General features: G+C 36.3%; 5 protein-coding genes. All 5 read right to left on the reverse strand.

What is annotated here, in order from left to right:
- Positions 1–77: 77 nt before the first annotated feature.
- Positions 78–746 (reverse strand): HAD family hydrolase, encoded by a 669-nt coding sequence (locus S1OALGB6SA_RS07570; RefSeq protein WP_124033065.1) that lies wholly within the window; start codon positions 744–746, stop codon positions 78–80.
- Positions 731–1,372: a PI-PLC domain-containing protein gene (locus S1OALGB6SA_RS07575; RefSeq protein WP_124033066.1), complete on the reverse strand. Its 642-nt coding sequence runs from the start codon at positions 1,370–1,372 to the stop codon at positions 731–733. Before S1OALGB6SA_RS07575 ends, S1OALGB6SA_RS07570 begins: the two co-directional genes overlap by 16 nt.
- 294 nt (positions 1,373–1,666) lie before the next feature.
- Entirely contained in the window at positions 1,667–1,948 is a 282-nt protein-coding gene (locus tag S1OALGB6SA_RS07580) for a hypothetical protein (RefSeq protein WP_124033067.1), read from the reverse strand.
- A 42-nt stretch (positions 1,949–1,990) separates the two neighbouring features.
- Positions 1,991–2,188: a hypothetical protein gene (locus S1OALGB6SA_RS07585; protein WP_124033068.1), complete on the reverse strand. Its 198-nt coding sequence runs from the start codon at positions 2,186–2,188 to the stop codon at positions 1,991–1,993.
- 371 nt (positions 2,189–2,559) lie between these two features.
- Positions 2,560–2,745, reverse strand: a 186-nt coding sequence (locus tag S1OALGB6SA_RS10690) for a hypothetical protein (RefSeq protein ID WP_230204498.1), incomplete at its 5' end; no start/stop codon positions are given.

A 2,745-nucleotide genomic window follows, 5' to 3' on the forward strand; every position in this document is an offset into this window, starting at 1 on the left:
TATAATTGTAGACCAAATTCCAACAGCAATAAATTTGTAGAATTCCACACTAGTTTTGTTTTTTAATAATTTTGCAATCATGTATTCTTCACAAAAATTTTGTAAGCTTCTATGCCTAAGCTTTCAGCTCCTTTTATATCTTTGCTTTCACTATCACCTATCATAATTACTTCCTGTGGTTTTAATTTGAGCTTTTTCAAAGCTGTTTTAAACATTCTTGAATCTGGTTTTTCTGCTCCAACTTCTTCGGAAGTCACTAGATACTTAATGTAGTTACCAACTCCTAATTTTTGTAGTTTTCTTATTTGTATATTTGCAGTCATGTCACTAACCACACAAACATCTATCTTCAATTTTTTGCATTCTTCTAGAAATACTAACGCATCCCTAACAATTATCATGTTTTCTATAATGCTATCCCAATAAATCGTATCATATTCTGCGGCCAACTGCCAATTATTGTTCAAATTGAGTTCTTCGAACATTTCTTGAAAAGTAAATAGTCTTGAACGACAAGCACCAGCAGGACTCAATCTTTTAGTTACAATATCTCTTTTTCTGCGATAGAAATCAGCAAAATCATCAAAAGATATAGTGCTGTCGAAATGCTTCTTATAATGATAATAGCATTCTTTAATAGCTCTCAGATGACAACCATCATAATGATAAAGGGTGTTGTCTAGATCTATTAGGATACCTTTAACTTCACTAAGATCAATATTGGGGAATTTTATAACTTGTTCCATAGTTCAGGTTTTTTTGTGCATACAGCATCTAAACCTATGCTGTTATCTTGAAGAATTTTTTGAAACTCATAAGTTCTTTCTATTTTATGTTTCTGTAATTCCGGAGCAACAAGGCATAATTTGAAATTGGCGTCTTTCAATATTTGATAATTCTCTTTGTTCAGAGGCATTTTGGTAAAGCAGTCAATCCATACCCATTTTACTTTATCTTTAAAAGATAAGGCATATTCAATGGGTTCAAATTCTGAGAATCTAACAGCAAGGTTATCTGGGGTAAACCCTTCGATTTCACCTGAGATAGTTTTGTTTGAATAAGCTACAAAATATGGCATGGATAAATCCAAAAAGAACCAGTTTCTGTAATTATACTCTTTCATGAGATTGACGCACTGTAATTCTATGCCTTCTGTCTTCACGTTTAGAATCATAGTACCTTTGTGATTGTTAACATATTTGGCCAATAAGTCTTCAAACTTTTCCGGTAAATTTTCATGATGGCTGAAAGGATTGTGATGCAATATTAGATCGTTATTGTGATATCTGACATCAATTTCAATTCCATAAGAGAAATCAACATCCTTAAGATCTTCTACAGTATTAATTCGATGAGATATCACATTCATCATTGGAGGTTAGAAATATCCTCAATAATTGCAGATAGATTCATCCCTTTTAAAAACTTCAGATCTAAACTTATTGCAATGGGTGTTCTTTGATTTTTGCTTTTCCCCATTAAGCTTTGCAAGTGTATCAACAATAGTTGGAAGCGATGTCGCATCTTCAGTTATTCCCGTGCTTGAAGGTTTCGATACTATTTTAAGAATCCGTTGCTCTCCAAGCATAGCAATATAGTAACACGTTCCTTTGTGCCAGAGGCAAGGTATAAAGGTTGCTTAAAAGCATTCTTACCGAAAATTTCATCATCCCAGCTGGAGAGGAGTGTATATAACTATCGCAATAATTGCCCCAAGTTTATTGATTTGTTTCAGTACGTCTTGAATTGCGTCATTTAAGCAATACGCAATTGCAAGAAGCTTGATAATAGAGGCACCGTATTTCTCGAAGTTCTGAGAGGATGTCCACATTTGGGCCCCAGGAGTCGCCTCAATCTCAAGGTTCTTCAATGATTTCAGCTCTGTTTGAGAAGCCTTCTGATAGGAATCTTTTGTCTCCCGATATCGTCTACGTAAATTTCGATTCATCCAATCATATTTTCTTATGACATGCTTTTTCCATAATTGTCCTTAAAAGACGTATTTGGTCAACTTCCCTGAAGTTTCATTGTTATCTTCTTCTGTCCCATTTTTTTTCACTATCTTCCGTGATGGGAATTTCATAATTGAAGTAGTTTCAAAATTCTCTTTCAAGTCTGAGAATGAAGCCGCAGCGTTAAAAAATGGAAGCTCATTTCCTCTGATTCTCCCAAGTTTTTGAACTTCCACATATCCCTAAGACAAATGGAAAACTCTCCATATTCAGCTTGCTTCATCAGGTAGTTCCAACTACCTCCCGTTTCAAGATTAGAGAGTCTGAGTACCCATTCCACCTCCACTACTTTTCCAGTTTTTCATGGTAAGCCAACGCTTCGAAGGGCTTATTAACCTTATGTGGGGACCATTGAATAATCTGGCGTGGGAGCTTTCAGATCGGCCAGAATTTCATAGACGTATTAAGGCTATAATGCAAAATGGATATGAGGTAAGTGAAGAGAGCCTGATTATGAGAATGGAAGTCGGGGATTCTATAGGAAAGGCATTAAAATTCGGCAACTAGCAAAATTGCCGTGGCTCGCCAAAAAGCCGCCTTTTCGATGTCAAGACACTTCCAAAGCCGGGAATCCGGCAGGCAGATGGTAAAGATCTGCCCTTGAAAAACAATTGAAAGTAGCTATGGGCGGATTTAAGTTAGTTACCAGAATTCCGGTTTCATTCTCGGGGAATTTGGTGGAGGTGAAGGGAGTCGAACCCATGACCTCGTGAATGCCATTCACGCGCTCTAA

The sequence above is a fragment of the Olavius algarvensis spirochete endosymbiont genome, from assembly GCA_900608495.1.
Classification (GTDB): Bacteria; Spirochaetota; Spirochaetia; order DSM-2461; family DSM-2461; genus UBA2779.

What these genes read in the sequence shown, in the direction of transcription:
- S1OALGB6SA_RS07570 (WP_124033065.1), bottom strand. Translation starts at nt 746, where the DNA reads ATGGAACAAGTTATAAAATTCCCCAATATTGATCTTAGTGAAGTTAAA.
- S1OALGB6SA_RS07575 (WP_124033066.1), bottom strand. Translation starts at nt 1,372, where the DNA reads ATGATGAATGTGATATCTCATCGAATTAATACTGTAGAAGATCTTAAG.
- S1OALGB6SA_RS07580 (WP_124033067.1), bottom strand. Translation starts at nt 1,948, where the DNA reads ATGAATCGAAATTTACGTAGACGATATCGGGAGACAAAAGATTCCTAT.